This window comes from Rhodococcus sovatensis (assembly GCF_037327425.1).
In the GTDB taxonomy this organism is placed as follows: domain Bacteria; phylum Actinomycetota; class Actinomycetes; order Mycobacteriales; family Mycobacteriaceae; genus Rhodococcoides; species Rhodococcoides sovatense.
Genome location: NZ_CP147846.1, coordinates 2,217,999 through 2,241,717, shown reverse-complemented (window position 1 = coordinate 2,241,717; position 23,719 = coordinate 2,217,999). Strand labels below are relative to the sequence as shown.

Genomic DNA, 23,719 nt, shown 5'->3' with positions numbered 1-23,719 from the left:
AGATGACCGCAACCGCTGTCGGACACGTTCCGGCAGCGGTTTCGCGTGCGGGGGCCAGGGTGTCCGTTTTTCCCTGATCGGCGTACCCAGTCCTTCCTGATCGTCAACCGTCGTCACAATCGTCAATTGCCAAGAGGAGAATCACAGACCGTGGCAACTTCAAGCGGATCGGTGCATCCATCCCGCTATCTCGCCGTCTTCGGCGTCCTGATGGCCGTTGTGTATGCACTGGTCTTCTTCACCGGAGACAAGTCGCCCACACCCAAGTTGGGCATCGATCTCGAGGGCGGCACTCGGGTCACGCTGACCGCGCGGACCCCGGATGGCAGCGCACCGAGCCGCGAGAGTCTGGCGCAGGCGCAGCAGATCATCACCACCCGCGTCGACGGTCTCGGTGTCGCGGGGTCCGAGGTTCTCATCGACGGTGAAAACCTCGTCATCACGGTGCCCGGAGACGACAGCTCTCAGGCGAGGACACTCGGTCAGACCGCCCGCTTGTTCATCCGACCGGTCATCAAGGCCGCCCAGCCCACGGCGGGCGCGCCTGCCGGTCAGGCACCAGCGGAGGTACCCGCCGGTGAGACCCCCGCTGCTGAGACACCAGCGCCGGCAGGTGACGCGGTGCCGCAGGGACGTCCGTTCCCAGCCCAGGACCCCAGCACGATCGAGCCGGCGCCAGCCGTAGACGAGCCTGCTGCGGAAGAACCCGCTGCGGAGCAGCCGGGAACCGAAGCCCAACAGACGGCCGACGACATAACCGAAGCGAAGGCGCTGCGGCAGAGCGAGGACCAGCAGGTTCAAGAGGCCGCTCTTGCAACCATCGATTGCAACGCACCGGATCCTCTGCAAGGCAACGACGATCCGACCCTGCCTTTGGTGGCGTGCTCTACCGATGGGACAGCGGTTTATCTGCTCGCGCCGAGCATCATCGACGGCCAGCAGATTTCGGATGCGACCTCGGGATTCAACACCCAGCAGTCCCGCCACGAGGTGAGCCTGAGTTTCGATTCCGAGGGCAGCAACACGTGGGCGAAGTTCACCGCCGAGAACATCGGTAGCCAGGCCGCGTTTACACTGGACTCCAAGGTCGTCAGTGCACCGCAGATTCAGGGAGCGACGCCGGCAGGCAGCGCAACGTCCATCACCGGTCAGTTCACGGCGCAGGGAGCGTCCGAGTTGGCGAACACGCTGAAGTACGGCTCGCTGCCGCTGTCGTTCGCGTCCTCGGAAGCAGAAACGGTGTCCGCGACCCTCGGCCTCGCCTCGCTCGACGCGGGACTTCTCGCCGGCGCAATCGGTTTGGCGCTCGTGCTCCTGTACTGCCTTGCGTACTACCGCGCGCTCGGCTTCTTGACGGCGATGTCGCTGGTATTGGCCGGTGCGATGGTCTACGGCATCCTGGTGCTGCTCGGACGGTGGATCAACTTCACGCTCGACCTGGCAGGCATCGCCGGACTGATCATCGGCATCGGCATGACCGCGGACTCTTTCGTCGTGTTCTTCGAACGCATCAAGGACGAGATCCGTGAAGGCAGAAGCTTCCGTTCGGCGGTACCGCGAGGCTGGACGCGTGCTCGAAAGACGATCCTGTCCGGCAATGCGGTCAGCTTCATCGCCGCAGTCGTGCTCTACGTGCTGGCCGTCGGCCAGGTTCAGGGCTTCGCGTTCACTCTCGGTCTGACCACCGTCCTCGACGTTGTCGTGGTGTTCCTGGTGACCTGGCCTCTCGTCCACCTTGCTTCGAAATCGAAGTTCTGGTCGAAACCTGGGGTAAACGGATTGGGAGCCGTCGCCCAGATTGCGCAGGAGCGCAAACGCTCCGCCGCGCGAACGATGGCACGCAAAGCAGCAGCCGATGCATCGACGACGGGGGCCTGAGATGTCCGATTCTTCACAGAAGTCCACCGGCACAGGTTCTGCGTTGCTCGAGGACTCAGGGGTCGACCAGAGCGCACAGCCGACGCATAGTTGGCTGTCGCGGCTGTACACCGGAACGGGTGCCTTCGAGGTCGTCGGTCGCAGGCGGTTCTACTACACGCTGACCGGCGTCATCGTGCTGATCTGCCTCCTGAGCATGGTTGTTCGGGGATTCACGCTCGGTATCGACTTCGAGGGTGGTACCAAGATCCAAGTGCCGGCAGACGGCAGCATCACGTCCGAGCAGGTCGAGACGGTGTTCACCGACACCCTCGGTTTCGGTCCGGAGGCGGTGCAGACTGTCGGGTCGGGAGCTGCGGCGACTGTTCAGGTGAGATCCGAAGCGCTCGAGGCCGATCAGGTGGATCAGGTCCGAAACGCACTGTTCGAGACCTTTCAACCGGTGGACAGCACCGGAACGGCGTCGCCGAACGCCATCAGTTTCTCCGACGTCAGCGAGACCTGGGGCGGTCAGATCACCCAGAAGGCCCTGATCGCACTGCTGGTGTTCCTGGTGATCGTGAGTATCTACATTGCGATTCGATACGAACGAGACATGGCGATCGCCGCGCTCGCTGCGTTGTTCTTCGACCTCCTCGTTACCGCCGGTGTCTATTCGCTTGTCGGGTTCGAAGTCACACCTGCGACGGTCATCGGGTTGTTGACGATTCTCGGTTTCTCGCTGTACGACTCGGTCATCGTCTTCGACAAGGTCGAGGAAAACACTCGCGGAATTTTGCACCTGCATCGAAAGACCTACGCAGAGCAGGCGAACCTGGCCGTCAACCAGACTCTGATGCGCTCGATCAACACCACCGTCATCGGAGTTCTTCCCGTTCTCGCGCTCATGGTCGTCGCGGTCTGGCTTCTCGGTGTCGGAACTCTGAAGGACCTGGCACTGGTCCAGCTCGTAGGCATGATCGTCGGCGCTTATTCGTCGATCTTCTTCGCGACGCCACTTCTAGTCACCATCAAGGAAAAATGGGGACCGGTTTCCGTGCACACCAAGAAGGTTCTGGCCAAGCGCGCCGAGGCTGCCACCAGAGCAGGGTCGACGGGACTCGTCACTGCAGGCTCCGGCGTAGCAGCTGATGCGCCTGTCACACCGCGGGTCGGATCGCGGCCGACCGGGAAGCGCACCAAGAAGAGGCGTTGATGAACGTTCCAGTCGTGAGGTCGCGGGCGACGGCAGCTGCGGTGGCTGCCGGCGTCGCTGCCGGCGCCCTCGTGGGGTGCTCGTCGACGGATGACCAGGTGCCGTCCATCGGTTACGCCATCGACAACGCGCTGACCACCTACAACGCGCAGACCGTCGACGGCGCGGCATCGGGTGCCAGACAAGCCTTTCCTCGGGTCCAAACAGGCTTCAGCTACCTGGGGCCAGAAGGGGAAGCGCTCTCCGACAACGACATCGGTGGGGTTGCAGTCGTACCGGCAGACGTTCTGACGGTCAGCTACACAATCGCCCCGCAGGCTACCTATTCCGACGGCGTTCCGATGACATGCGATGACCTCGTCCTTACCTGGGCAGCGAACAGTGGCCGATTCGTCGCGGGCGAGAACGACCTTCCGCTGTTCGATTCGGCATCGAGCGCCGGGTACTCCGACATCGACCGCGTCGACTGCGTATCCGGAAGCAAGGAAGCCACGGTCGTCTTCCGTGCGGGCCGCAGCTACGAAGGGTGGCGAAGTCTGTTCGGTGCCACCGAACTGCTCCCCGCGCACGTAGTTGCCAGGGTCGCCGATGTCCCCAACGTCGTCGATCCGATTCAGACGGGAGACCTTGCCGCTGTCGGTCGTATCGCGGATTTCTGGAACGTCGGCTGGACTTTGACACCCGGGCAGGTGGATACGACGCTGCTGCCGTCGAATGGGCCGTACAAAGTCGATTCCTACGGCGAGGACGGCGGCCTCGTTCTCGTAGCGAACGACAAATGGTGGGGCGTTCCACCCGAGACCGAGCGGATTGTCGTGTATCCCAAGGGCACCGATGTGCAGGCGCAGGTGGACGCAGGTGACCTCGAAGTCATCGACCACGGCGCCGGCGGAACGATGCCTTCCGATGGATTCGAGCGCACCGACTACCCGTCGCACGGCGTCGAACAGTTGACTCTCGCCACCAGCGGCATGTTGGCGCCAGCTGCGGCACGACGAGCCCTCGCGCTCTGCGTACCGAGGGCGCAGCTGTTCGAAGAAGTCGGTCATCCCGGCTTCGACGAGCCCGCCGGAATCGGCTCCGGTCTCGTCGATTCCAGACTGGTTCAATCGAACACGTTGCTGTACGGACCGGTTGCAGCCACAGCCGACGGCCGGTATCGCGAACCTGACACTGGTGCATCCACTGCGGAATTGAACGGCGCGAACCTCGATGGAATCACCGTCCGGATCGGCTACCTAGCCCCCGACCCGAGACGGTCGGAGATCGTCGCCGATATTGCTGCGGCGTGTGCCCCCTCCGGTGTCGTCGTCGAAGATGCCAGTTCGCCCGAGTTCGGCCCAGGCGCACTGCGCGCTGGCGCCGTCGACGCGGTACTCGGCTCGACTGCCTCGGCCACTGGGCCTGCCGGAGCGGTGTCGGACGAAGCCGCGCGCTACAGCCTGCGCAGCGGCGTCGGCAGCAATATCGGGGGATACGTCAACGGCCGGGTCGATGCCATCATCGACCGACTTGCCGTCGAGACCGATGACGCCTCTGCGCTGTCCCTTGCCACTGAGGGCGAGCGGATCTTGTGGAACGACATGCCGTCGTTGCCGTTGTTCAACCAACCGCGCAGTCTGGCCGCGGCAGAGGGAATGAGCAACGTCGTCGCGAATCCGACGATCGCCGGTGTGGGATGGAACATGGATCGGTGGATACTTCACCGGTGAGCACCCAACCCTTCTCGCCCGAATCAGGTCTCGTCGCAGCCGCCACCGACAACATCGATCGGCTCGTTCGGTGGGCAGACGACTTTCCTGTCGATGGCGTTCGATTCGCAGATCTGACGCCGGTGTTCGCCGATTCGGACGGGCTGTCCTCGGTTGTGGCCGCGTTGGCGACCGCCGGATCGGGAGCCGATCTCGTGGCAGGTATCGATGCGCGCGGGTTTCTGTTGGGCGCAGGCGTCGCGCTCACGCTCGGCACCGGGGTCCTCGCAGTGCGCAAGGCCGGAAAATTGCCACCGCCCGTGGTCTCGCAGAGTTATCAACTCGAGTACGGCTCCGCTGAGTTGCAGATCCCGGAGGCCGTCGACGTGTCCGGCCGGAAGGTGTTGGTCATCGACGATGTACTGGCCACAGGCGGCACTGTCGCAGCCACCGTCGAACTACTCCGCACTCGCGGAGCGGACATAGTGGGAGCTGCGGTTGCCCTCGAGATATCGGCACTCGGCGGCCGGGGCAAGTGCGTGGGCTACCCGCTCGTCTGCCTCCGCCAGGTATGAGGACTAAAGTTGATCACTACTGCATTCGACGGCGGCGCGTGAGCCACGAGAGCAGCCAACGCGGCAGGAGGCGATCACTGTGACCCGTTACGTCGACCAACCCTTGCCTGATCGACCCTCGTCGGACACCGAGGCGGACTCCACCAACGAAGTGGCTGCCGAACCGGCTACTCAGGCCGAGAGCCGGAGCGCGATGTCCGCGGTTCCGACCTCCGCGTCACGTCGAGTTCGAGCACGTCTGGCTCGGCGAATCACCGCCGGCCGCAACGCCGCGGTCAAACCGGTGCTGGAACCATTGGTCAGCCTGCATCGCGAGTTGTACCCCAAAGCGGATCTGGCTCTGTTGCAACGCGCGTACGACGTCGCGGACGAGCGGCACGCCACTCAGATGCGGAAGTCGGGCGATCCGTACATCACGCATCCACTTGCGGTGGCCAGTATCCTCGCCGAGCTCGGCATGGACACCACGACGCTCGTCGCCGCCTTGCTGCACGACACCGTCGAGGACACCGGATACTCGCTGACTCAGCTCACCGAGGAGTTCGGCGAAGAGGTCGCCCACCTGGTCGACGGCGTGACCAAGCTCGACAAAGTCGTGCTCGGGACTGCTGCCGAGGGCGAGACCATTCGCAAGATGATCATCGCGATGGCCAGGGATCCGCGGGTCCTGGTCATCAAGGTCGCCGATCGTCTGCACAACATGCGCACGATGCGGTTCCTGCCGCCGGAGAAACAGGCGCGTAAAGCGAAGGAAACCCTCGAAGTCATCGCTCCGCTTGCGCATCGCCTCGGTATGGCGACGGTCAAGTGGGAGCTCGAGGACCTCGCGTTCGCGATCCTGCACCCCAAGAAGTACGACGAGATCGTTCGCTTGGTCGCAGACCGTGCACCCTCCCGCGACACCTACTTGGAGAAGGTCAGGGCAGAGATCAACGCATCTCTGTCGGCGTCGCGGATCAGTGCTGTCGTGGAGGGTAGGCCGAAGCACTATTGGTCGATCTATCAGAAGATGATCGTCAAGGGCCGCGATTTCGACGACATTCACGATCTCGTCGGAGTTCGAATTCTGTGCGACGAGATACGTGACTGCTACGCGGCAGTCGGCGTCGTGCACTCGTTGTGGCAGCCGATGGCGGGTCGATTCAAGGACTACATCGCCCAACCGCGGTACGGGGTCTACCAGTCGTTGCACACCACCGTCGTCGGCCCGGAAGGCAAGCCTCTCGAGGTTCAGATTCGGACGAGGGACATGCACCGAACTGCGGAGTTCGGAATCGCAGCGCACTGGCGATACAAAGAAACCCGCGGCAAGCACGGCAGTGACAACGCCGAAGTCGACGATATGGCGTGGATGCGTCAGCTACTCGACTGGCAGCGTGAGGCTGCAGATCCGGGTGAATTCCTCGAGTCGTTGCGCTACGACCTCGCGGTGAAGGAGATCTTCGTCTTCACCCCGAAGGGTGACGTGGTGACGCTGCCTGCAGGTTCGTGTCCCGTCGACTTCGCCTATGCCGTCCACACCGAGGTCGGGCACCGGTGTATCGGTGCCCGGGTCAACGGCAGACTCGTTGCGCTGGAACGGACTCTCGACAACGGCGAAGTGGTCGAGGTATTCACCTCCAAAGCTGTCACTGCTGGTCCGAGCCGTGATTGGCAGGGATTTGTCGCCTCTCCGCGGGCGAAGACGAAGATCCGTCAGTGGTTTGCCAAAGAGCGGCGTGAAGAGGCGCTCGAAGCAGGCAAGGACGCCATCGCGAAAGAGGTACGCCGCGGCGGGCTCCCATTGCAACGGCTCATGAACGCCGAGTCGATGTCCACCATTGCCCACGAGCTGCGCTACGTAGACGTGTCGGCGCTGTATACCGCGGTAGGCGAAAGTCATGTATCGGCGCAGCACGTCGTGCAGCGGTTGGTTGCCCACCTGGGCGGGGTCGGAGACGTCGAAGAAGAACTGGCGGAGCGGTCGACTCCGTCGACGATCCCGATGCGTCCTCGCCAGGTCGGCGATGCGGGCGTCCTTGTCTCGGGGATGGAGGGCGTTGTCGCGAAGCTCGCGAAGTGCTGCACGCCGGTGCCAGGGGACGAGATACTCGGCTTCGTCACTCGCGGGGGATCGGTCAGCGTGCACCGGACGGACTGCACCAACGCCAAGTCGCTCGGCGAGCAGTCCGAACGGTTCGTCGACGTCGAGTGGGCGCCGTCGGCATCGTCGGTGTTCTTGGTTGCGATTCAGATCGAGGCCCTCGATCGGCACCGGTTGTTGTCCGATGTCACCAAGGCGTTGGCTGACGAGAAGGTCAACATTTTGTCGGCCTCGGTCGCGACGTCGGGTGACCGAGTGGCGATCAGCAAGTTCACGTTCGAGATGGGCGACCCCAAGCATCTGGGCCACGTTCTCAACGTCGTCCGCAACGTCGAGGGCGTCTACGACGTGTATCGACTCACCTCTGCTGCGTAGGGCGGCTCCGCCGCCAGTGGCACGGTTAAGTGCATTGGGCGGGCTGTTGCTTTTTGAAGCCAACCGGTTCTGAGGACCGCGAACTAACGCTCTCAGATCGACGGAGAGTGGTTCGAGGGATCAAATCACTCTCCGTCGATTGGCCAACAGTCGTGATTCTCAGGCTTGGCTTTCATTTTGCAACAGCCCGTGGGGTGCACTCAACCGTGCCACTACGGTGTAGCCGCTACGTCGTCACGCTCTGAAGTGTGACCTCTGCGTTCGGCGGTCCATCGTTGCCCGGTGTCGATACGCCGGCCGCGGCTACGGCGTCGAGTGTCGCCAGGCCTTCCTCGTCGATCGTGCCGAACACCGTGTACTGCGGTGGGAGCACCGAGTCCTCGTAGACCAGGAAGAACTGGCTGCCGTTCGTGTCCGGGCCGGCGTTGGCCATCGCGACGGTGCCGCGCGGGTAGACGACCGGTTCGGATGCCGCAGGATCGCCGACGGGGTATGCGGTGGTCGGGTACTCGTTCGCGAATTCGTATCCCGGACCGCGGTTGCCTTGGCCGGACGGATCGCCGCACTGGAGTACTTCGAGTCCCTCGGTGGTGGTCAGACGGTGGCAAATCGTTTCGTCGAAGTATCCCTGCGACGCGAGCGAGGTGAAACTGTTGACCGTGCACGGGGCCTCGGCGCGATCGAGCGTCAGGCCGATCGGACCCTGGCTGGTCGTGATTGCCACGTCGACCGTTCCGACCGTCGACACGCCGTCGGTTGCAGGTGCTGTGTTGTCCCTGATCGCAGGCGTGGCCTCCGGGTACTCGCACGTGGTGGACGAGGCCTCGGGTTCAGAAACCGGAGGGAGGACACCGAACTGACTCATATCGAGTGGTGGCGCAGTCGTGGTCGGCGCCGCGCTGGTCGTGGACTGTGTAGTACTTGTCGTCGCGGTGTCCGACGCGTTCGAAGAACAGCCGGCGAGGAGGAAGACTGCGACTCCTGTCGCTGCGAGAAGCGTTGTAGTCCGCATCAGAAGTCGCTCACCATGCTGGTGATGTCCACCGGGAGGGCGGGCTTGCCGTCCGATGCGCCGCCTTCGACGCCGCCTGCGGCAACCTTGTCCAAGGTTTCGAGACCGGTCTCGTCGATAGTGCCGAACACTGTGTACGCCGGGGGGAGAGTGGAGTCGCCGTAGACCAGGAAGAACTGACTACCGTTCGTCCCAGGTCCTGCGTTGGCCATCGCAATGGTGCCGCGGGGGTAGGAGATCGGCTCACCGGCCGCAGGGTCGCCCTCGGCGTACTGATCGGCCGGGAACTCGTCGGCGAACTGGTAGCCAGGACCGCCCATGCCCGTTCCTGCAGGATCGCCGCATTGGAGAACCTGCAACCCGGCGCCCGTTGTCATTCGATGACAGCTCGTGCCGTCGAAGTAGCCCTGATTGGCCAGCGATACGAAGCTGTTCACGGTGCACGGAGATTGCGGGTTGTTCAGCGTGAGGCCGATGTTGCCCTGTGACGTCGCCATGCTGTAGCTCAAGGCCTCCTCGCTCGTCGGGATCCCGTCGGTGCGCGGTGGGGTGTTCTCCTTCGAAGCAGGCTGAGCGGACGCCGGGTACGCGCAGTCGACAGTCTCCGGAAGTGGCTCGGCGCGACCGTCTGCGATCAGAGTGTCACCGCTCGGCGTCTCGGATGCCGTCGTCTCCGGTTCGTCACTGCCGCGAGTGAGGGCGAAGACCACTGCAACGGCGCCCACTACGACGACGAGTCCCAGCACTGATCCGGCGATGGTCAGCTGTTTGCGCTTCTTCGCTCGCTCGGCTCGACGTTCGAGTTGTCGCTCGAGTTTTCGCTTCGCCGCTTCGCGCCGCTGCTCGTTGCTGGGCAATTGACGTGTCCTCCCGCTTGTGACGTTCACCGACTCGTTGATCGCCTCTGCGCCGGTCGGCGAGCCGGAACCGACCGTGAGTGAGTGTGCCATTACATCCTGAGAGCATTCTGACGGGCATCGGCCTTCGGCGCCCGTCCGGACACTGGCGACGGGCAGGTGAACACCATGCAACTACTCTGTCGATGACCTTGCCGTACCGAATTAGGAGCTACTGCTGTGCTCGTCACCGGATTCCCGGCGGGAATGTTCCAGACCAACTGCTACGTGCTTGCTCACGATGGCGCGGACGAGTGTGTGGTGGTCGATCCAGGGCAGGACGCGACCGAGCCGCTCTTTCGGTTCTTGAACGAGTCCGGTGTCACACCGGTCGCGGTTCTCCTCACCCACGGGCACCTGGACCACACATGGTCGGTGGAACCGGTATGCGAGAAGTTCGGTATCCCCGCATACATCCATGCCGAAGACCGATACATGTTGTCGGACCCGATTCGAGGCACCGGCCCGGCGTTGGCAGCACTGTTGGGCGACACCGAGTTCGCCGAGCCGGACGAGGTCGCGGAGTTGGTCGACGGTTTTTCGCTCGACCTCGCCGGCATCACGTTCGGCGTCGTACATACACCCGGCCACACGCAGGGTTCGGTGGTGTTCACCGTCGATGTCGACACTCCGGACGGGACACTGGCAGTGGCGTTGACCGGGGACACCTTGTTCGCGGGCTCGATCGGACGTAGCGACCTTCCAGGTGGGAACCACGATCAGTTGCTGCGTTCCATTGCGGGTTCGCTGTTGCCGCTCGCCGACGACACGGTGATCCTGCCCGGCCACGGCGGCCAGAGCACCATTGGTCAGGAACGTGCGTCGAATCCCTTTCTCGTTGGACTCTCGGGTACCGAACAGGGAAAACTGTGACCGTGAGCAAGCTGAGTACATTTTCTGCGCCCAAGGGTATTCCCGATTACTTTCCGCCGAACTCGGCAGAGTTCGTCGCCGTCCGCGAGGGACTGCTGGCCGCTGCCCGCAATGCGGGATACGGCCACATCGAACTTCCGATCTTCGAGGACACCGGGCTGTTCGCTCGCGGTGTGGGCGAGTCGACCGATGTGGTCAGCAAGGAGATGTACACCTTCGCCGATCGTGGCGACCGGTCGGTCACACTTCGCCCCGAGGGCACTGCAGGCGTCATGCGCGCGGTGATCGAGCATGGACTGGACCGTGGGGCGCTCCCGGTCAAACTTGCGTATGCGGGTCCGTTCTTTCGCTACGAACGGCCACAAGCGGGGCGCTACCGTCAACTTCAGCAAGTGGGTGTCGAGGCGATCGGTGTCGATGATCCCGCGATCGACGCGGAAGTGGTGGCCATCGCAGACGCAGGTTTCCGCAGTCTCGGGCTGAGCGATTTCCGGCTCGAGATCACCTCGCTCGGTGACGACACTTGCCGTCCGCAGTACCGTGAACTCCTCCAGCAATTCCTGTTCGCCCTGCCGCTGGATCCAGAGACACGTAAGCGCGCCGAGATCAACCCGCTGCGCGTGCTCGACGACAAGCGTCCCGAGGTTCGCGAGATGACGGCGGATGCGCCACTCATGTTGGACCACCTGTCGGAGACGGCGAAAGCACACTTCGACGAGGTGATCGGTCACCTCGATGCGCTGGGAGTTCCGTACGTCGTGAATCCGCGGATGGTGCGCGGCCTCGACTACTACACCAAGACGACGTTCGAGTTCGTGCACGACGGTCTCGGCGCTCAGTCCGGCATCGGTGGCGGAGGGCGGTACGACGGGTTGATGGCCCAGTTGGGTGGCCAAGAGCTGTCCGGCATCGGCTTCGGGCTCGGTGTGGACCGCACGATGCTTGCCCTGGCAGCAGAAGGCAAGTCCGCGGGCACGAGCGCCCGGTGCGCCGTGTTCGGGGTGCCGTTGGGAAGCGATGCGAAGGCGCGGGTCGTCGCGATCGCGGGTGCGCTACGGGCAAAGGGAATCAGTGTCGACATGGCGTACGGGAACCGCGGCGTCAAGGGCGCGATGAAAGCCGCGGACCGTTCCGGCGCTCGATTCGCACTAGTGCTCGGAGACAAGGAAATTGCCGACGAGGTGGTTGTCGTCAAAGATTTGTCGACGGGGGAGCAGCGTGAGGTCCCGCTGGCGGAGGTCGTGTCGCACCTGGAGGTGAACCTTGCCGGCTGACGGCTCCACCGGTGAGCGTGTCGAACTCGATCTCGTTCCGGTCGATCTGATCGCACCGCGATTGAAGAAGGTTGCGATCGGTGCGGTCGTCGTCGGTCTTGTGATCGGCGCGATCGCAAGCCTGTTCCTGCCCGTGGCAGTTGCGGTTGTTCTCGGCGTCGTTGTCGCCGTGCCGACGGCAGGTTCGGCGTGGATTGGGCTGAGGCGTCGAACATGGTTGAGTGACAACAAGATCCATGTTCGCGGTGGATTCCGGACCACGCATCTTTCGGTGGCCGAGCTGGTATCCGCCGAGGTGCAGATCCGAACGGCGAGGATCGACCAGATCTCGCTGCGACTGTACGACGGAAGCACGAAGGCGACCATCGCACTCGCGCTCTACACCAAGGGCGGCGGTCGTGAGTTGCCGATCCTGTCGCTTCGTAAGCTCGCCGACGCGCTCTGGACCAGCGAGCTCGTTCCTGCCGCTGCCGTCGCATCGGTCCTGGTAGATCAGCTCAAGGCCGAGGCTCGGGATGCGGGACTCGACGAGCGTCCGCTCTATCGCGCCGTTCAGTTGGTACGGGAAGCAGGGCGAACGCCCCTGGCCACGTTGACCGATCGGGAGGTCGCCGGCCTCACGAGCTGACGGCTCACGTCACCAGAAATGCGTCGATCACGACGGCCTGGGCGGATCTGGATCCCGAAGTCACCACGAGTGCGCGGTTGAGATACGTGAACTGGGGAGCCGACGTCGAGATGTCAAGGGTGCCACGAAAGTAGTAGGTGGCAGGGTCGACGTCCTCGGTTCCGCTCAGAGACTCGATGACGTCGGCCGGCCCGAACTGCAAACCTCTGTACGTCAGCGAGAGATAACCCCCGTCAGCGAGTTCCAGCGTCAGCTCGGTGGTGAACTCGGTGCAGCCGTCGGGCCGCGTGATCCCTACTATGGACGACGATCCGGCCAGTGTTCCCTCGATGTCGGGGCCCGGTGCTGCGCCGCCGAGAATCGGTGTCACCACGCGCTCGCCCGCAGGAACGGTTCCGACGTCGATCGGAACGCCGAGGGTGAGTCCGAGTCGCAGTATCGGTTCGAGGGTGGGCGCGATGGGGGCAGTCACGTGTGATGTCTCCTAAGGAAGTTCGGACTCTGCCCACACGCTATCGTGCGGCTGTTGCGCCCACTTCCTCGCGCCTTGACATGTTCTAGAACAGATGTTCGACTGTGCGTATGCGATGGTCCGGTCAGACACTCGACGCCGCGGACGAGGGCGCGCTGCCCGGCCTGGAGCGTTCGGGTCTGGTTCGCAGCGTACAAACGCCGGAATTCGAGGGCATCACTTTCCACGAAGTGCTGTGCAAGAGTGCCCTCAACAAGATTTCGAGCGACACGTCGCTTCCGTTCAGTTGGACCATCAATCCTGCTCGAGGGTGTTCACACGCGTGTCGGTATTGCTTCGCGCGCCCGACCCACGAGTACCTGGATCTGGACTCCGGCAAGGACTTCGACTCTCAGATCGTCGTGAAGACGAATATCGCGGCGGTTCTTCGCAAAGAACTGGCCCGCAGATCCTGGAAACGCGAACCTGTCGCTCTCGGCACCAACACAGATCCCTACCAGCGGGCGGAAGGGCGATATCGACTGATGCCCGGCATCATTCGAGCATTGGCCGAATCGGGTACCCCGTTCTCGATACTGACCAAGGGAACATTGCTGCGGCGTGACTTGCCCCTGTTGGCGCTCGCCGCCAGGCAAGTAGACGTGCACATCAGCATCAGCCTTGCCATCCACGATGCCGACCTGCAGAAGCAACTCGAGCCCGGCACGCCTAGTCCGCGTGCGCGGCTCGACCTCATTCGTGCCGTACGCGAGGCGGGTTTGCCGTGCGGGGTTCTTGTAGCGCCGGTCATCCCGTTCCTCACCGACGGCGCGCGGCAGTTGGACGGCCTTCTCGAGGCTCTCGCGGATGCGGGCGCCACCTCCGTGACCGCGATGCCTATGCATCTTCGTTCTTCGACGAAGGACTGGTTCATGTCATGGCTGGCGGAGAACCATCCAGCACTCATGCGTCGCTATCGCCAGCTGTACGGCCAGGGTGCCTACGTCACTCCCGAGTACACAACGTGGCTGAGAGGGAGAATCGATCCGTTGTTGGAGCGGCACGGCTTCGGCGTCGACGATCTCAGGTCGATGCCGGAGAACGTGCCTGCCGAGCCGGAAGTGGCCGAGCGGGCCCGTGATCCTGCTTTGACGCTGTTCTGAGGCCGGCTACCGGGGGAGGGCAGGCGGGCTGTCGAGATTCCGGGCCGAGAACGTGTCGCACGCCGACACCTGGCCGGTTCTGTAGCCGGTGAGGAACCACACCTGACGCTGATCCGAAGACCCATGGGTCCATCCTTCGGGATTGACTCTCCCACTCGACGCCTCCTGAATCCGGTCGTCACCAACCGAGGACGCGGCAGAGAGCGCGTCACGGATATCGGAGTCGGTGAGGGGTTCGAGAAACGGCTCGCCCGTATTCGGGTCCGGTATCACCGCGGCGTGATGCGCCCAGATGCCTGCATAGCAATCGGCCTGCAATTCGACGCGTACAGCTCCCGATTCGGCGCCCTGTGGGTCGGCCTGCGCGCGTCCGATGTCACCGAGCTGATTCTGGATGTGATGGCCCACTTCGTGTGCGACGACGTACTCCTGTGCGAGCGGACCGCCGCTCGAGCCGAATCGGTCGACGAGAACCTGGAAGAAGCTCGTGTCGAAGTAGGCGGTGGAATCCGCGGGACAGTAGAAGGGACCTACGGCGCTGGTGGCGTTCCCGCAGCCGGTGCTGATCGATCCGCTGAACAGTTCGACCTCCGGCTGAACGTAGGCGACGCCTGTCTGCGGTCCGAGTTCGGACTCCCAGACGGTGTCGAGGCTGCCGACGGTGAAGTTGACGCGGCAGTCGACCTGGGCGTTGGCCTGCGCGCCCGTCTCGCAGTTCTCCAGGGTGCCGCTCCCTGAGTCGTACTGGCCGCTGTTGTCGGTGCTACCGCTCAGTTGTCCGAGGATGGAACCGGGGTCACCACCGAACAGCAGGGCCAGGACCAGAATGACGAGTCCACCGGCGCCGCCGCCCAGCGCGATTTTGCCGCCTTTGCCGCCCCTGCCGCTTCCCCCGACCGAGACTCTGCCGGGCTGCATCCGAGCGCCTTCTCTGAACGTCATGTCTCGTTTTCCTTCCAAGGGAACGTGGCCATGCGCGAAATCCGAGGCCCGCTCGACGTCTGTCGAGTAGCAGCTTCCCATGCCGTGGTGGGATCGCGTTCACGGTCTCGACACCTCCTCCGTAGGATCGGTGACCGACGAACACGCTTTTTGGCATTTTGTGAAAGGAAACCAGTGCTGCGCACCCACCTCGCCGGCTCACTTCGATCCGAGCACGTCGACCGAACAGTTACCTTGACGGGTTGGGTTGCGCGTCGCCGCGATCACGGCGGAGTTATCTTCATCGACCTGCGCGACGCATCCGGTGTCTCGCAGGTGGTGTTCCGTGAGGGTGAGGTGGCCGAGAAGGCTCACCGTCTCCGCGCGGAATACGTCGTCAAGGTCACCGGCACGGTCTGCCAGCGTCCTGACGGCAACCAGAACTACGAGATTCCGACCGGTGCGATCGAGGTCGACGCATCCGACATCGAGGTTCTCTCCGAAAGCGCGCCTTTGCCCTTCCAGCTCGACGATCAGCCGGGTGAAGAAGCTCGCTTGAAGTATCGATACCTCGATCTCCGTCGTGAAGGTCCCGGCCATGCCATTCGGCTACGTTCGCATGTCAATGCGGCCGCGCGCGGTGTGCTCGCCCATCACGAGTTCGTCGAGGTCGAAACCCCGACCTTGACGCGATCGACGCCTGAAGGCGCTCGTGACTTCTTGGTGCCGGCACGCCTGCAACCGGGCAGCTTCTATGCCCTGCCGCAGAGCCCGCAGCTGTTCAAGCAGCTGCTGATGGTCGGCGGGATCGAGCGGTACTACCAGATTGCACGCTGCTACCGCGACGAGGACTTCCGCGCGGACCGGCAGCCCGAGTTCACTCAGCTCGATGTCGAGATGAGCTTCGTGACGCAGGACGACGTCATCCTGCTCGCCGAAGAAATTCTCGCCGCCGTGTGGAAGCTCGTCGGTCACGAGTTCACGACTTCGATACCCCGCATCACGTACGCCGAGGCCATGCGTCGATACGGTTCGGACAAGCCGGACCTTCGGTTCGACATCGAGCTGACGGAGTGCACGGACTTCTTCTCCGATACCGAGTTCCGGGTCTTCCAGGCGCCGTACGTCGGTGCGGTCGTCATGCCCGGTGGCGCGTCGCAGCCGCGCAAGCAGCTCGACAAGTGGCAGGAGTTCGCCAAGCAGCGTGGCCACAAGGGCCTGGCATACGTTCTCGTCGGTGAAGACGGAACGCTCGGCGGCCCGGTCGCAAAGAACCTGACCGACACCGAGCGTGACGGCATAGCGGCACACGTCGGCGCGAAGCCCGGGGACGCGATCTTCTTCTCCGCCGGCCCGATCAAAGCGTCGCGAGCTCTGCTGGGCGCAGTGCGCGGAGAGATCGCGCGCAAGCTCGACCTGATCGATCCCAAGGCGTGGGCGTTCGTGTGGGTCGTCGACGCTCCGCTGTTCGAACCTACGTCCGACGCCACCGCCAGTGGCGACGTGGCGGTCGGCTCTGGAGCGTGGACCGCTGTGCACCACGCCTTCACCTCGCCGAAGCCCGAGTCGATGGAGACGTTCGACACCGATCCGGGCTCTGCGTTGGCCTACGCATACGACATCGTGTGCAACGGCAACGAGATCGGTGGCGGCAGTATTCGTATCCATCGCAAAGACATTCAGGAACGCGTGTTCGCGATTATGGGTATCGGCAAGGTGGAGGCGCAGGAGAAGTTCGGCTTCCTGCTCGACGCCTTCAGTTACGGCGCGCCCCCGCATGGCGGAATCGCGTTCGGCTGGGATCGAATCACCGCACTACTGGCGGGCGTGGATTCCATCCGCGAGGTCATCGCATTCCCGAAGTCCGGTGGAGGCGTCGACCCTTTGACCGACGCGCCAGCGCCGATCACGCCGCTGCAGCGCAAGGAGTCCGGCATCGATGCCAAGCCGGAGAAGAAGGACGACAAGCCGGCGGCGCCCGAGGATCAGTAGCTCAGTGCACCAGTGCCCCCGGAATCGAGAGAGATTCCGGGGGCACTGGTGTATGCCGAATTGTCGGTTCAGCGAATCAGGTTGCAGGTGAAACGGTTCCGCCCGTCAGAACGCGGTACGCGTAGGTCGTGGCAATCATGGTCACCGGCACGGTGAAGATGAGCCCGATACCGCACAGGACTGCGCCGACCAGGTTGATTCCGATCAACGCCAGATAGAGCAGAGCCAATTGCCCTGGGCTCGATCCGAGAAGCCGCACGTTCGCGACTACCGCTGACCAGGCCGACATTCCGCGATCGAGGATGAACTGCACGGCGAACCAGATCGCGATGCCCAACACGAGGCTGATCGCCAAGGACACGAACGGGTCGACGGTGTTCACCACGCCTGAGATCACGGCGGTGACGACCGCGAACAGTGCGAGCTGACCGATATTGGGAAGCCGCCAGAATTCCCCGAAACCGGGCCGGACGCCGTCGATTTCGAGAAGCGCCCCACGAATGAGAACTGCACTGGCCAGGAATCCGAGAATGCCTGCAACAAAGGTCATCACCACGGTGCCGACCGAGAAACCGGTGCCGTCTCCGGCCGATGCAAACGTCGAATCCTCGATGTTCTCGGACGCTATCAACGTAGTGAGCACCACTGCCACCGCGATGATGTAGAAGGCGACCAGCACGCCTCCGAACAACGCCATGAACGCGAGCCACACGCCGATGTTGGCGACGAACTTCTTCCACCCGTAGGTCAATGCAGCACCCACACTGAGCGTCGTTGGCTGGGGTCCGTACTGCTGAGACCCGTACTGCTGGGGTCCCGGCGGGAACTGGCCGTATCCCTGCGGATAGCTCGGGTACCCGCCCGGTGGTGGGAAACTGCCGGGCGGCGGTGGGTAGTTGCCGGGCGGCGGTGGATATCCACCCTGTTGGTATGGGTGCTCCGCTCGTGGTCCGTACGGCCCCTGGGGCTGACCTGCGCCCGGCGCAGGTGGATACGGCTCAGGTCGATGGTCGGGTGAGTTCTGCTGTGGGTTGTGGCCACTGCCCCCGCTGGAGTGGTCGTTCAACATTTCCCTCTCGCTTGGATCGAGCACGCGACTGGCGGTACTGCATTCGCGCTAACGAACCATACGGTGTGAGGCTCCGGTTGGATACCGTCCGGTCTTGTCGGATCGTCGAGGGCAGTTCGAGAAGAAAGCCGACCCCGGATCGGCGATGATCGCGGGGTCGGCTCCGATGACTTCGTGGGAAATCAGACGCCGTGGGGAATTAGACGCCGGCTGTGCGCGACACGATGCGGTACGCGTACGTCGAGGCGATGATCGTGATGGGAATCGTCACGAGCAACCCGAGGCCGCAGGGGATAGCTCCCAGGATGTTGATGCCTACGAGCGCGAGTGCAAGAACGAACAACGTACCCGCATTCGATGAGATCGCCCGAAAGCTGGACTTGATCGCTGTAATCGCGTCCTCGTTGCGGTCGATGACGAATTGCAGAGTCCACCAGGTCAGGAACGTCAGAATGATCCCGGGGATGATCAGGAGCACAAAACCGACCGTCACCATGATCGCGACGAGAATGCTGGCAATGACGATCGACGCGACGTTGGCGAACTGGAAGAAGGACCCGATTGCGGGCTTGTTTCCATCGACCTCGTGGAGCGCGCCTCGAATCAGCGCAGCGTTGATGAGGTAGCCGACGATGGCACCGATCAGTGTGCCGAGAATTCGCCATAGGCTGAACGTCTCGGACAGGTCCGAAGTCGAACCGCCGAAGCCACCGAATATCAAGTTGATGACGATCTGGATAACCGCGGCGATCAGGACGATGCCTACCCAGACGCCGGCGTTGTCCTTGAACTTGTTCCAACCGAAGGAGATTGCGTCACCGACACTCAACGTCGGCGGAAGGCCGGCACCGAAGCCTGCGCCCCCGTAGCCCGCAGCGCCGTAGTTGCCGGGAGGTGGCGGGTAGTTGCCGGGAGGTGGTGGGTAGCCCCCGCCCTGGGGCGGGTAGTTGCCGGGAGGTGGGTAGTTGCCGGGAGGAGGCGTTCCACCCGGAGGTGGGTAGTTGCCGGGAGGTGGCGGGTAGTTGCCGCCCGGAGGTGGGTAGTTCCCGGGAGGAGGGTTTCCACCCGGAGGTGGGTAGTTCCCCGGCGGCGGATATCCGCCGGCTGGTGGGGGCGTCTGCGGCTGTCCGCTCGGGTCGGGTTCGGGTCCATCGCCGTACCGCGGTCCGGTGGGTGGGTTCTCGCTCACGTTGGTCTCCTGGTCGGTGGATGTCGACGAATTGTGCGCGCTCGATGTGCTCGGAGAGGGTGGTCTGGGGTGAATCGGCGGGTGAAAACGCATACAAGCGGACCACCGAGAACTCTCGATTGGTCCGCTTGCATGGGACTAACAGATCATTTGACGCTGATGACCTGGGTTCCGCCGGCGATCTCGTCGTGCTTGCCCTGCTTTGTGGGGCTCGAGTTGATGGTTACCGCGATTACGATGTACGCGACCAACACCAAGAAACCACCGAGGATCGGAACGATGTTCAGCAGCAGGAAGGCATTGCGCTTGGCTGCCTCCGCCTGAGTCGGGTTCCCGCCCGCCGCGCCGACGGTACGCAGGCCCAGAAGTTGCTTGCCGAACGTCTGTCCACGCGAGGATTCGAGGAACACGAAGTAGGCGAATCCGAGGAGGGCGGTCACCAGTCCGAGGATCCACTGCCCGATGAAACCGCCGGGCGCGATGGCATAGATGATGAACGCGACGATCGCGATGATGATTCCGTCGATGAACCGTGCTCCGAAACGGATGCCGAGGCTTCCGGGCTGTGCCCCACCGGGGAGCTGCGATCCCGCACCGTACCCGGCATTTCCTGCGACTGGGGGCGGCGGATAGTTGCCGGGGGGCGGGTAGCCCGATGCCGGATTCTGCGGATACTGGGGTTGGTTCGGATCGGAACCGTACTGAGGTCCGGTGGGTGGTTGCTCGCTCACGAAATTCCCCTTGGCTGGAAAGTTAGATGTGCTTTGGTCGAATTTGTCGATTTCTCGCTGAGCGAACCGCACGGGGAAGAGTGTGTCAAGCGCTACACGGCTTACATCGGTGCACGTTTCGGACACAATTTTCGCCGAGCGGTAGCGGCAGGTGACCTCTAAGGTTGGTGGTTCTTACCCATTCGAGATTTTGTTAGGGGCTCGCCGTGGGCATCAAGGTCGCGCTGGAACACCGGACCAGCTACTCGTTCGATCGCATGGTTCAGGTGCATCCGCACGAGATCCGGTTGCGGCCGGCACCGCATTCGCGCACACCCATCGAGGCATACTCGCTGAAAATCGAGCCTGCTGAGCACTTCATCAACTGGCAGCAGGACGTTTTCGGCAATTTCCTGGCGCGTGTGGTGTTTCCGGAACGCACGGATCACATGTCCATCACCGTCGGTCTCGTCGCAGACATGGCCGTCATCAATCCGTTGGATTTTTTCGTCGAGGATTGGGCCGAACACTTCGGTTTCTCGTACGACAAAGCCGATCTGCCGGATTTGGAGCCGTATCTCCGGCCGGTGGACGAAGCTGACGAGGGCACCGGGCCGGGACCGGTTGTATCGGCGTGGGTCGAAAAGCTCGAGGCAGCGGTCCGTGAACGCGGAGACAAGCTGCGCACCATCGACTTTCTGGTCATGGCGAATCAGGCGGTGCTGGGTGACGTCGGTTATTCCGTTCGGATGGAGCCCGGAGTTCAGACTCCCGATCACACCCTGACGACCGCTGTCGGATCCTGCCGCGACTCGGCTTGGCTGCTGGTGTCGATACTGCGGCAGATGGGGCTCGCCGCGCGATTCGTGTCCGGCTATCTGGTGCAGTTGGCGTCGGATATCAAGTCCCTCGACGGTCCCTCGGGACCCGCGGCCGACTTCACCGACCTCCATGCCTGGACCGAGGTATATCTTCCGGGCGCGGGTTGGGTCGGCATGGATCCGACATCGGGCTTGTTCGCCGGAGAAGGTCACATCCCGCTGTCGGCGACGCCGCATCCGTCGACGGCGGCTGCCATTTCCGGTGCCACGAGCAAGTGCAAGGCCGAGCTCGACTTTTCCAACACGGTCGTGCGGGTCCACGAGGACCCCAGGACAACGCTTCCGTACACGCAGGAGCAGTGGGAGGCGATCAAGGCGACAGCCGCCGTTCTCGACGACCGAATGGACGCGCAGGACATCCGATTGACGGTCGGCGGGGAGCCGACCTTCGTGGCTATCGAGAACCAGGACGCTCCCGAGTGGAACACCACCGCAGACGGCCCGCACAAGCGTCTGCTGGCATCCGCACTGGCGGAGCGACTGCGAACGATCTACGCACCCGACGGACTCGTCCAACGGAGCCAAGGCAAGTGGTATCCGGGTGAGCCGCTCCCGCGGTGGCAGGTCGGACTGTTCTGGCGCACCGACGGTGAATCGCTGTGGCATGACTCCGATCTGATCGCAGATCCCTGGTTGCCCGAGGACGAGCGACCCGCGGACGTCGATCCCTCGTCGTCCCGCGCTCTGGTGGAGAAGTTGGTCGAAGGACTCGGACTCCCAGTCGAACAGGCGCGGCCGGCATTCGAGGATCCGCTGGTGCGACTCCTCGATCTCGTTCGGCAACCGTACGGCGACCCACCAGCCGACGGTGACGACCTCGATCCGGGATCGGACACGGCGGAGGCGCGCGCTGCGTTGCTGGCCAAACTCGACTCCACGACCGACGAACCGGCGGCATTCGTGCTTCCGATCAGTCGAACGCCGGACGGCAATGGCTGGCAGAGCGCCGACTGGACGTTGCGGCGTGGTCGAATCGTTCTGCTCGAGGGAGACTCGCCTGCGGGTCTTCGGCTACCACTCAGCGCGATTTCCTGGACGGGTGGTCCGCCTGAGAATCCGGCCGATCCGACCGCGCCGAAGGAACCCTTGCCGAGTCGGCAGATGACGCAGCGGCCGCCGAGGCCTGTGGATCCGGTGGAGGCGCGCCACGCGCGTCTGGTCGAATCCAACGCAGCCGCAGCGGGATCGGTCGGTGGACACGATGTCACGGCGCTCGTGTCCGAGGTTCGTGACGGAATTCTCCATGTGTTCATGCCACCGATGAATCGGTTGGAAGACTTTCTCGAACTGGTCGAGCGAGTCGAGAATGCTGCCGCGGCGATCGACACACCAGTCGTCATCGAAGGGTATGGGCCGCCGTCGGATCCGCGTATCCAGACTCTGACCGTCACGCCGGATCCCGGCGTCATCGAAGTCAACGTGCAGCCGTCGTCGTCGTGGGCCGAACAGAACGACCTGATGGAGACTCTGTATCGCGAGGCGCGGTTGTCACGACTGAGCACCGAGGGCTTCGACAACGACGGTACGACTCGCGGAACAGGTGGCGGCAACCACATCACGCTGGGCGGTATCACTCCGTCCGATTCGCCGGTCCTTCGTCGCCCGGACCTTCTGGTGTCGTTGCTGACGCACTGGCAGAGACACCCTTCGCTGTCATACCTGTTCTCAGGGCGTTTCATCGGCACCACCTCCCAGGCCCCCCGAGCCGATGAGGGACGCGAGGAAGCCCTGTACGAGCTCGAGGTCGCGTTCAGCGAGATCGAGCGCCTCACCGCATCGGACCGTACGGCGTCGCCGTGGGTGGTGGATCGTGCTTTGCGACACCTGCTCACCGATATCACTGGAAATACACACCGAGCCGAATTCTGTGTCGACAAACTCTACAGTCCCGACAGCACACGCGGCAGGCTCGGATTGCTCGAACTCCGTGGATTCGAGATGCCGCCGCATCACCAGATGGCCATGGTGCAGTCGCTTCTCGTTCGATCGCTGGTGTCGAGGTTCTGGGATTCTCCGCTGAAAGCGCCTTTGATCCGTCATGGTGCCAACCTGCACGGCCGGTACATGCTGCCGCACTTCGTCATAGGCGATATCGGCCGGGTCGCGGAGGATCTTCGTGAGCATGACATCGAATTCGACACCAGCTGGCTCGACCCGTTCACCGAGTTCCGGTTTCCTCGAATCGGCACGAGCGTGATCGGCAACGCCGAGCTCGAACTGCGCGGTGCAATCGAGCCATGGAACACGCTCGGTGAGGAGTCCACCTCGTCGGGAACGGCACGGTACGTCGACTCGTCCGTGGAGCGCATACAGGTGAAGATCGCGGGCGCGGACGAGGGGCGCTACATGGTCACCTGCAATGGCGTGCCGGTGCCCATGCTTCGGACCGATCGTCAGGACGTACAGGTGGCAGGTGTCAGGTATCGGGCGTGGCAGCCGCCTAGCGCGTTGCATCCGACCATCGAGGTCCAAAGCCCACTCCGATTCGACCTCATCGAAAAGCAGACCGGCCGTGCCGTCGGCGGCTGCAGCTACCACGTGGTGCACCCCGGTGGTAGGTCGTACGACGGTCCTCCCGTGAATGCGGTGGAGGCAGAAGCACGCCGCAACGGTCGGTTCGAGGAGGGTGGGTTCACCTCCGGGAAAGTGGACGTAGCAAGATTGCTCGAGATGCATGCTCGACAATCGATCGACGTCACGGCTCCCGGAATGTTGGATCTTCGGCGCACTGGTGTGTACGCCAGGTAGTGGTGGCGCGATCGAACAACGAGTCGGACACGGTGACGACCACCGGCTGCTTGCGTGAAACCACCGTTTGGTGACCGGAAGCAGCCGTCAGTCGCCCGACGGAAGGAATGACGAC

General features: G+C 63.3%; 18 protein-coding genes. 11 read left to right on the top strand and 7 right to left on the bottom strand.

Annotated features, from left to right (window positions below; genetic code table 11):
- The first annotated feature begins 150 nt into the window (after window positions 1–150).
- The 5 genes from secD (at window position 151) to WDS16_RS10325 (ending at window position 7,797) form a co-directional block, all read left to right on the top strand.
- On the top strand, window positions 151–1,878 hold the full coding sequence (gene secD / locus WDS16_RS10345) for a protein translocase subunit SecD (protein ID WP_338892521.1): 1,728 nt from the start codon (window positions 151–153) through the stop codon (window positions 1,876–1,878).
- A 1-nt stretch (window position 1,879) separates the two neighbouring features.
- Window positions 1,880–3,073, top strand: a complete 1,194-nt coding sequence (gene secF / locus WDS16_RS10340) for a protein translocase subunit SecF (protein ID WP_338892519.1) — start codon at window positions 1,880–1,882, stop codon at window positions 3,071–3,073.
- Window positions 3,073–4,785 carry an ABC transporter substrate-binding protein gene (locus WDS16_RS10335; protein WP_338892517.1) on the top strand — a complete coding sequence of 571 codons (1,713 nt, stop codon included), beginning with the start codon at window positions 3,073–3,075 and terminating at the stop codon, window positions 4,783–4,785. Before secF ends, WDS16_RS10335 begins: the two co-directional genes overlap by 1 nt.
- Complete coding sequence (locus tag WDS16_RS10330) at window positions 4,752–5,339, top strand: adenine phosphoribosyltransferase (RefSeq protein WP_422395775.1); 588 nt, start codon at window positions 4,752–4,754, stop codon at window positions 5,337–5,339. The genes WDS16_RS10335 and WDS16_RS10330 overlap by 34 nt, the downstream gene beginning before the upstream one ends.
- A 193-nt stretch (window positions 5,340–5,532) precedes the next feature.
- Entirely contained in the window at window positions 5,533–7,797 is a 2,265-nt protein-coding gene (locus WDS16_RS10325) for a RelA/SpoT family protein (RefSeq protein ID WP_338893328.1), read from the top strand.
- Between the two features lie 226 nt (window positions 7,798–8,023).
- On the opposite strand, the gene WDS16_RS10320 is transcribed toward WDS16_RS10325, so the two are convergent.
- Window positions 8,024–8,812: a peptidylprolyl isomerase gene (locus WDS16_RS10320; RefSeq protein WP_338893327.1), complete on the bottom strand. Its 789-nt coding sequence runs from the start codon at window positions 8,810–8,812 to the stop codon at window positions 8,024–8,026.
- Window positions 8,809–9,666, bottom strand: coding sequence for a peptidylprolyl isomerase (locus WDS16_RS10315; RefSeq protein WP_338893326.1), 858 nt, complete (start codon window positions 9,664–9,666; stop codon window positions 8,809–8,811). Before WDS16_RS10315 ends, WDS16_RS10320 begins: the two co-directional genes overlap by 4 nt.
- Before the next feature lie 219 nt (window positions 9,667–9,885).
- Between WDS16_RS10315 and WDS16_RS10310 the strand changes: the two genes are divergently transcribed.
- The 3 genes from WDS16_RS10310 to WDS16_RS10300 are packed head-to-tail and all read left to right on the top strand — an operon-like array spanning window position 9,886 to window position 12,480.
- Window positions 9,886–10,578, top strand: coding sequence for an MBL fold metallo-hydrolase (locus tag WDS16_RS10310; RefSeq protein WP_338892514.1), 693 nt, complete (start codon window positions 9,886–9,888; stop codon window positions 10,576–10,578).
- Between the two features lie 2 nt (window positions 10,579–10,580).
- Window positions 10,581–11,852: a histidine--tRNA ligase gene (gene hisS, locus WDS16_RS10305; RefSeq protein WP_338892513.1), complete on the top strand. Its 1,272-nt coding sequence runs from the start codon at window positions 10,581–10,583 to the stop codon at window positions 11,850–11,852.
- Complete coding sequence (locus WDS16_RS10300; RefSeq protein WP_338892511.1) at window positions 11,842–12,480, top strand: hypothetical protein; 639 nt, start codon at window positions 11,842–11,844, stop codon at window positions 12,478–12,480. The genes hisS and WDS16_RS10300 overlap by 11 nt, the downstream gene beginning before the upstream one ends.
- A gap of 4 nt (window positions 12,481–12,484) precedes the next feature.
- Here WDS16_RS10300 and WDS16_RS10295 read toward each other — a convergent pair whose 3' ends face one another.
- Window positions 12,485–12,952, bottom strand: coding sequence for a DUF3237 family protein (locus WDS16_RS10295; protein WP_338892510.1), 468 nt, complete (start codon window positions 12,950–12,952; stop codon window positions 12,485–12,487).
- Window positions 12,953–13,062: 110 nt separating this feature from the next.
- Here WDS16_RS10295 and WDS16_RS10290 point away from each other — a divergent pair, with 110 nt between their 5' ends.
- Complete coding sequence (locus tag WDS16_RS10290) at window positions 13,063–14,094, top strand: Rv2578c family radical SAM protein (RefSeq protein ID WP_338892509.1); 1,032 nt, start codon at window positions 13,063–13,065, stop codon at window positions 14,092–14,094.
- A 6-nt stretch (window positions 14,095–14,100) separates the two neighbouring features.
- Here the strand turns inward: WDS16_RS10290 and WDS16_RS10285 are convergent, their stop codons facing one another.
- A complete protein-coding gene (locus WDS16_RS10285) occupies window positions 14,101–15,036 on the bottom strand; it encodes a KPN_02809 family neutral zinc metallopeptidase (RefSeq protein WP_338892507.1) in 936 nt (311 codons plus the stop codon).
- Window positions 15,037–15,210: 174 nt separating this feature from the next.
- Here WDS16_RS10285 and aspS point away from each other — a divergent pair, with 174 nt between their 5' ends.
- A complete protein-coding gene (gene aspS, locus WDS16_RS10280; RefSeq protein ID WP_338892506.1) occupies window positions 15,211–17,007 on the top strand; it encodes an aspartate--tRNA ligase in 1,797 nt (598 codons plus the stop codon).
- A gap of 76 nt (window positions 17,008–17,083) precedes the next feature.
- Here aspS and WDS16_RS10275 read toward each other — a convergent pair whose 3' ends face one another.
- The 3 genes from WDS16_RS10275 to WDS16_RS10265 form a co-directional block, all read right to left on the bottom strand.
- Entirely contained in the window at window positions 17,084–18,076 is a 993-nt protein-coding gene (locus WDS16_RS10275) for a hypothetical protein (protein WP_338892505.1), read from the bottom strand.
- Window positions 18,077–18,275: 199 nt separating this feature from the next.
- Window positions 18,276–19,265 (bottom strand): hypothetical protein, encoded by a 990-nt coding sequence (locus tag WDS16_RS10270; RefSeq protein ID WP_338892504.1) that lies wholly within the window; start codon window positions 19,263–19,265, stop codon window positions 18,276–18,278.
- A 146-nt stretch (window positions 19,266–19,411) separates the two neighbouring features.
- Window positions 19,412–19,996: an RDD family protein gene (locus WDS16_RS10265; RefSeq protein WP_338892502.1), complete on the bottom strand. Its 585-nt coding sequence runs from the start codon at window positions 19,994–19,996 to the stop codon at window positions 19,412–19,414.
- Window positions 19,997–20,202: 206 nt separating this feature from the next.
- On the opposite strand from WDS16_RS10265, the gene WDS16_RS10260 reads away from it, so the two are divergent.
- A complete protein-coding gene (locus WDS16_RS10260; RefSeq protein WP_338892500.1) occupies window positions 20,203–23,604 on the top strand; it encodes a transglutaminase family protein in 3,402 nt (1,133 codons plus the stop codon).
- Window positions 23,605–23,719: the final 115 nt, after the last annotated feature.